Source organism: Acidobacteriota bacterium (genome assembly GCA_018268895.1).
Taxonomy (GTDB): Bacteria; Acidobacteriota; Terriglobia; order Terriglobales; family Acidobacteriaceae; genus Edaphobacter.
In genome coordinates, this window is sequence record JAFDVP010000002.1 from 1 (window position 1) to 7,258 (window position 7,258).

Annotated in this window: 3 protein-coding genes; all 3 read right to left on the bottom strand. The window is 59.6% G+C overall.

Annotated features, from left to right (window positions below):
• A partial coding sequence (locus tag JSS95_07505) for a polyketide synthase (GenBank protein MBS1799659.1) occupies window positions 1–894 on the bottom strand: 894 nt, incomplete at its 3' end.
• On the bottom strand, window positions 891–4,397 hold the full coding sequence (locus tag JSS95_07510; protein ID MBS1799660.1) for a methyltransferase: 3,507 nt from the start codon (window positions 4,395–4,397) through the stop codon (window positions 891–893). The genes JSS95_07505 and JSS95_07510, both read right to left, overlap by 4 nt.
• On the bottom strand, window positions 4,381–7,258 hold a 2,878-nt coding region (locus JSS95_07515), incomplete at its 5' end, for an SDR family NAD(P)-dependent oxidoreductase (GenBank protein MBS1799661.1). The genes JSS95_07510 and JSS95_07515, both read right to left, overlap by 17 nt.

Here is a 7,258-nt window from a genome sequence, read left to right on the forward strand (position 1 = left end):
CGCGCTCGACAACAACCACCCCAACACACGGTCCCCATCCCGCAAAGCCTCCACGCGGCGCTTCAACAACAAAACTCCACACCCCTCGCCTCGTACAAACCCATCCGCAGATGACGAAAAGGCACGGCAAACTCCACTCTCAGAGAGCATGCCGGCCTGAGCAAAAGCAATCGACGGCTCAGGCGACAAGATGAGATTCACTCCGCCTGCAAGCGCTGCAGAACACTCGCCATTGCGGAGACCTTCACACGCCAGGTGCACAGCCACCAGCGACGAAGAGCACGCCGTATCCAGCGAAACCGCAGGCCCGTTCAATCCCAGCACATAGGAGATACGCCCGGCCGCCACGCTCGACGCCACTCCCGAAGCAAAGTGAGGATTGATCGCATTCGTGTCGCCCCCGCGCAACTGCAATTGCGCATAGTCGTGAGACGACAACCCCATGTACACGCCGGTTTGCGTCTGATAAAGACTCTCCGGGTCAATACCGGCGTCCTCAATCGCCTCCCAACACACCTCCAGCAGAAGCCTCTGCTGCGGGTCGACACCAACCGCCTCGCGCGGAGAGATCCCAAAGTGCCGCGGGTCGAACAGGTCCACCCGCTCCAGCAACGCCGCATATTTCGCACTCTCTGGCAATGGCCTGTCGCGAAGCGAATCGGCAAGCCTGGTGACAACACCCTCGCCAACTGCGGAGATTCCCTGGCGAAGAAGTCTCCAGTAGTCTTCCACTCCTCCTTCGCCGCCTGGAATGCGACACCCCATGCCAACGATCGCAATCGGCTCCGGCTGAGACGATTCCAATTCGCGAATGCGGGCCTGCGCGCGCTCCAGTGCGAGAAACGCCAGCTTAAGAGGCGACAGCACTGCGTCGGATTTGATCTTCTCTGTCATAGCCTGCTCAGACGTTCCTTCAGCAACCGTTCGACCTCTTCTTCCGAGAGCTCCATCACCTGTTCGGCAGTCAGATACTCCGTCCCATCGACAGTCGAGCATGAGCTCATCATCGCTACATTCTTCTCTGCGTCCGCCAGACTCGATGTAAACATTCCGGCCAGCGCACGCGACAACTCGCCAACAGTTCCAGTGTCAAATCCAATCGTCGACGGAATTCGCCCCTGCAAGCCCAGCCGTTTCGCAAGCTCGCTGCGAAGCTCCAATGCGATCAGCGAATCCATGCCAAGATCGCTTAACCGGTCGCGATCACCCAACGTGTCCGGCTTGCCCTCAAGACGGAACACATCGCAGACTGCCTGTCGAACGGCCGTTGAAATCGCCAGCGCGCGCTCATCCGCATCCAGGTTCGTCAAATCGATCGCTACCGCCGATACCAGAGCAGCTTCCTGTGCCTGCAAGCGTCCTCTTGTTCGTCCGGACAGGTTCTCCAGCGATACCGGTCTCGCATCCTCATCCCGCCGCGCGAGCAACACATGCTGCCCCATCTGAGAGGCCTTCGAGTCCGCGGAAGGAAAGGCCGACATTGTGGAGAACCCGTTTCTTTCAAGAAGCGACTGCCATCTCTCCACTGGAAGCAGAGGGTTGTCGCCACGCTCGGAATCGGTAAAGTGCTGCCAGCCTTCGATCAAACCCGTCGACATGTCGAACCATGCGTGATGGCGCGTCGTCTCCAGCAGCACAAGCATTCCGCCAGGGACCAGGAGCCTGTGAACCCGTTCCAAAGCTGCGCCTAAATCCTGCGCGGCATGAATCACATTGGCCGCGAGAATAAGATCAAACCCCTCCAACGGAAAGCCCTGCTCTTCAGCGTCCCGATCGATATCGAATAAATCAAACCTCAGAAATGGGTACTCGCTGAACTTTCGTCGCGCGCGATTGAGGAAAAGATCCGAGACATCGGTAAATAAGTACTCGACGTTCTCCCGCTGAAGCATAGTCAGCACCGCCGCAGTCGTTCCCCCCGTGCCTCCACCGATCTCAAGGATTCGCACCGTACGCCGTTGACCAAGTTCCCGCGCCGCGCTTCGCAGAGCGCACCCAACAATCGGATTCAGGTATCTGGCTTCGACATTGTTCTCGTAAAGGTTTTCCGCCAGCGCAAACGAACCGTCGGGAAAGAGCGTTTCAAGCGCGCTCGTACGCCCTCTCAACACGTCGTCCAGCAGCGATCCGCAGTGCCGCAGGTACACAAGTATGCCGTCGTCCTTCGACAGCCACCGCTCCGCTTCCGTCCAATACGCATCGAGAGCAACGACTGAAAAGCCTTCTCGCGCTTGAAAGGAATCTCCTTGCCGCACGATGCTGCCAAGCCTCTCAAGCCCTTCAAGCCAGCGGCTGACGATCTTCCGATAGATCGGCAGGAACCCTCCACACTGCATCACCTCATCGAGGTTCGCAGGTTGTACCGACGAAAGAGCGCCTGACGCCACGAAGAGATTCCGGGCATGAGCAAGCGTAAGGCCTTCGAGCGCAACCCAGCGTTCGGGGTAGTGCTCTACGTCCCAGCCCAGCGGCCCCAGAAGACTCTGACGCTCCGCCTCCATGCAGGCCATCTCCCACGCCGCGTCGCGCTGCTGCCGTCGCTCATCAACCGGCCGCAAACCAAACCAGAAGCGTCTCCTCTGAAACGGATACGTCGGAAGATCGGCACACACTGCCGGATTGTTTCCGAGGATCGACGGCACAAGACTTCCATGCTCGACAAATTCAACTCCCGCAATCGGAAACGATGCTGGCACAGAGCCGCCCGGCACATTCGCGGCTACTTGTTCCAACTGCTCTCCAGCAAACCACCCCTCCAGAAGCTGCGCTGCGGAAGCGGCATTCTGCGCCAAAACTGCAAGTCGCGATCCCAGCCTGGCGCGGCCCACCGCCACCGCGGCGCAGATCTCCGCGTAATCATCTTCCGTACTTCGCAGATACGCGATATACCTCTCCGCAAGCTCGCACAATCCAGCATCGTTCGCAGCTGAAAGACACAGCAGAGAGGGCGCATCGGCACTGCCGCGCCTTCGATCAACCTGCTCCTTCACAGACCCCAAAATCACGTGCGCATTCGTTCCACTGAATCCAAACGAGCTGACTCCGGCAAAGTGCGTCTCCTCCTCCGATGGCCACCGGGTCGCTTCAACAGGAATCCTGATCCGCCAGCGTTGCCAATCGATCTGTGAACTTGGGTTCTGGCAGTTCAGGTGCGGAGCGATCGACCTTCCCGGTTGCATCATCAATACAACCTTGATAAGTCCCGTAAGCCCCGCCGCCGCCTCCGTGTGCCCGAGATTCGTCTTCACCGAGCCGATATGCAGCGGCGATGCGGCATCGCGTTCAGCCGCATAAACCGCACCGATGGCCTGCACCTCCATCGGGTCACCCAGCGGAGTCCCCGTGCCATGCGCTTCGATGTAACTCACCGCCGCTGGAGACAAACCTGCATCCGACAGCGCCGCCTGCATCACCATCTCCTGCGCAGGACCGTTCGGGGCCGTAATTCCTGCGCTGCGGCCATCCTGATTCACCGCAGCGCCAAGGATGTTCGCCAGCACATGGTTGCCATCGCGCCGCGCATCCGTCTCGCGCTTCAGTACGATCACGCAGCAGCCTTCAGCCCTCACATAACCGTCCGCAGCAGCGTCAAACGTCTTGCAGCGGCCATCGCGGGCCAGCATCCGCGTACGCGAGAAACCAACATTCATCTCCGGCGTGAGTATCAGGTTGACGCCGCCAACAATCGCCAGATCAATCTCGCCCCTGCGAAGCCCCTGGACCGCCTGGTGCACTGCAACCAGCGAGGAAGAGCACGCCGTATCGAAAGCGACCCCAGGCCCATGCGTTCCCAGAAAATATGCAATGCGTCCCGCCGCGATACTTGCAGCAGCTCCTACGCCCGTATACCCATCAATCTTTCGCACATCCGATGTCAACCGGCGTCCATAGTCGCTGTTTGTCATTCCAATGTAGACACCTGTCTGCGTATTCATCAGCGAGCGCGGATCGATGCCCGATCGCTCCAGCGCCTCCCACGTCAGCTCAAGAAGCAATCGCTGCTGCGGGTCCATGCTCTCTGCCTCTCGAGCATTGATCCCGAAGAACTCCGCATCGAAGGCATCCACATCGTCGATAAATCCGCCGTGAACGTCGTACATCTTCCCGGCTTCGTCAGGATCGTCGCTCCAGTAAGCGCGGCTCTCCCAACGCTCCGGCGGAACTGTGCTGATAAGGTCTTCACCACTGGCCAGCGCCTGCCAGAACCTCTCAGGGCTCGCAACCCCTCCTGGCAACCGGACTGCCACTCCAAGTATCGACACCGGCCCGCTCTGGCCGCGGCGGGACTCTTCCAACTCCGAGCGCAGTCTGCGTATCTCCACCAGCGCCTGCTTCACCGGCGAGAGCACATCTGCTTCGTTCGCCGCCACTGTCGCCGGTCTATCGTTGCGCTCCATGCCCCCGCCTTCCCAGCTCCGCAAGCAACAGCTTCTCGGCCTCGTCATCGCTGATCGTTCGAATGTCTTCCGGTATCTCTACCTCCGATTCAATCGGCTTCATCTCGCCAGCAACTTCGCTCAACAGATAATCGGTCAGCGTACGCAACGTCGGATAATCAAGCACCAGCGTCGGCGAAAGCTGACGCTCCAGCGCGGCCGCCAACGTATTGCGCAGCTCCACCGCCATCAGCGAATCGAGCCCCAGGTCGTAGAGCGCTTCGTCTTCATCGATTCGCGTATTCTGCGCCAGCGAAAGAATCGCAACCGTTCTTTCGCGCAGATACCCGCAAAGAAATTCGCGCCGGTCTTTCTCTGTGACGTTCAATATCTCTACGGTCAATCCTTGCTTCTTCTCAATTGCAACGTTCTGTACTTCAACCAACTCTTCCAGCAAGCCATTCGCGCTCGCTGGGCGGCCTCCCGCAAACCTCGACCACGAGGACACAGCGACTGCCGCAACGACGGCCCTCCCGCTTTCTACGGCCGACTTCATCGCCTCGTAGCCCGCGCCAGCATCGATCTCGCTCAGTCCAACCTTGTCGATGTCCGTCTTAATCCTCTCTGCCATCCCTCTCGACCGCCACGGTCCCCACTGAATACTGCACGCAGGCAGTTTGAGACTCCGCCTGTGCTCCGCCAACGCATCCAGCGCCGCATTGGCCGCGGCATAATTCGCCTGTCCGGCAGATCCAAAGAGAGCGGCCGCCGATGAGAACATCACGAAGAAATCGAGCGCCACACCCTGGGTAGCACGGTGCAGGTTCCATGCCCCCATCGCCTTCGGCCGCATCACATCCCGCAGCCCCTTGGCTGTCTGCTCCAGAAAGCCGTGGTCTTCCAGCACTCCCGCACAATGCACAATGCCTTTGAGCGGAGCGGCATCGGGTACTTGCCTTAGCGCCTCATCCAGTCCACGCGCATCGGCAATATCGAGCAGCGCAATCTTCACCGTCGCCCCCAGATCGCGCATCCGCCCGATGGCCGCCTGGGCATGCACATCCGGTTCCCGTCTTCCGGCCAGAACAATATGTCTTGCGCCATCCTTAACCAGCTCTTCGGCAACAAGCAGCCCCAGTCCCCCAAACCCGCCGGTCACCATATACGTCGCGTCCGCTCTCACAACGAATCTGCGTCCGTCTGCCTCTCGCCCGCCAACAACAATCTTCCCGATGTGACGCGCCTGCGCCATAAACTTCAACGCCTCTTTCGCATCGTCGAACTCCGTCACCGGAAGCGGCGCGATAATCTTCCGTTGCAACAATGCAAGTATCTCGCGCAAAAGCGCGGGGACCAGTGCGGCGTCCTTCTCCGCCTCCTCGCCAAGGTCGCAGAGAAAGTGCCGCACATCCGGCCGGCGATCATGCGCCTCATCTCCGGTCAGGGTGTCGCGCTTTCCCACCTCAAGAAATCTTCCTCCATGCGCCAGCACCTGCAACGTCCTCTCGGCAAGCACGCCCGTCAACGAATTGAGCGCCACGTCGACACCGCGCCCATCCGTTATCCGCATCACCTCATCGGCAAAATCCGCCGTCCTCGAAGGCAGCACATCCTGCAACCCCAGCGAGCGCAGATACTCCCGCTTTCGCTCGCTTCCCGCGGTAGCAATAATCTTCGCGCCCCGCGCGCGAGCTACATTCACCGCCGCCAGCCCCAGTCCTCCAGCAGCCGCATGAATCAGCACCGTCTCGCCCTCGCGAATACATGCCAGGTGATCGAGGCCGTAGAGTGCTGTCATATATGCGACCGGCAGTGCCGCCGCCTCTGCGCCGCTTAGGCCATCGGGAACGCGAGCGACGTTCGAGGACTTTACAGTCACAAAATCCCGAAAGCCGCCGGCCGCAAAACTGAAGACCCGCTCACCCCGCGTAAAGCCGCTGCGCTTCCCTGCACGTTCAACCACGCCAGCGCACTCCCCGCCCATTCTCTGCGACAGCCCCGGCAACATTCCAAGAGCATTCATTACATCGCGAAAATTAACTCCATGCGCTTCAACGGCAATCTCAACCTCATCATCCAGCGGGACGACTCTTGCAGCCTCAACGGCACGCAGGTCTTCGATAAGACCGCTTTCCCCAGGCATGAGATCCATATTTCGAGACGCTGCCGCCTCCTTCTGCTGCATCAGTCGTGGGACAAGCAACTCCTTCCCGCTTGCACGCACCTCAGCCTCACCCGTCTCAAGCGCGCGAACAAGCTCCCGAACACCGACCCCTCCTTCAAGGCTGACAAAATGTGTTTTCAACTCAGGAAATTCAAGAGCAACCGTCCGCCGCATCGCCTGCAGTGCGTGGCCCTCCATTGATACCCCATCCGAAACGAACCACACTCCATGAGCTGGAGAAATCTGCTCCAGCAGCAGCGCTTGCAATAGCGTCATCGCCTGGGCTGTGGCAGGTGCACCAAACTCACTCGTCTCATCTCCGAGGTCCGCAAAGCCCTTTGCCTCAACCGATCTGAAATCCAGAATGCCTTCAATCGACCCCAGTCCCAATCCATCGCGCAAGCTGCTGCGGACGGCAGACACATCAACCCCGCCCGGAAGGTTCAGTTCGGAACACGCCAGCCCCAGGTGCTCAAGATCGCCGCGGCGATCGTCTCCGCCAATCACGATCCAGCGTCCTTGCAGATGGTCTGTCGCGGAACTCGCGGCAGCTTCAACCCAATCAACTGAATACAGCCCAACCTCTATACGCTTTTTTGTCTTTCTGAATCGCAGGTTCTCAATCTGCACGCACACGGTTCCGTGGTCGTCGCAGACGCTGACGTTGGCTTTGAGGGTATTGTTGTCGCTGCGTTCGATGCGGACATGGCTCCATGCC

Coding starts and splice junctions, on each gene's coding strand:
- JSS95_07510 (MBS1799660.1), bottom strand. CDS start 4,397: ATGGAGCGCAACGATAGACCGGCGACAGTGGCGGCGAACGAAGCAGAT.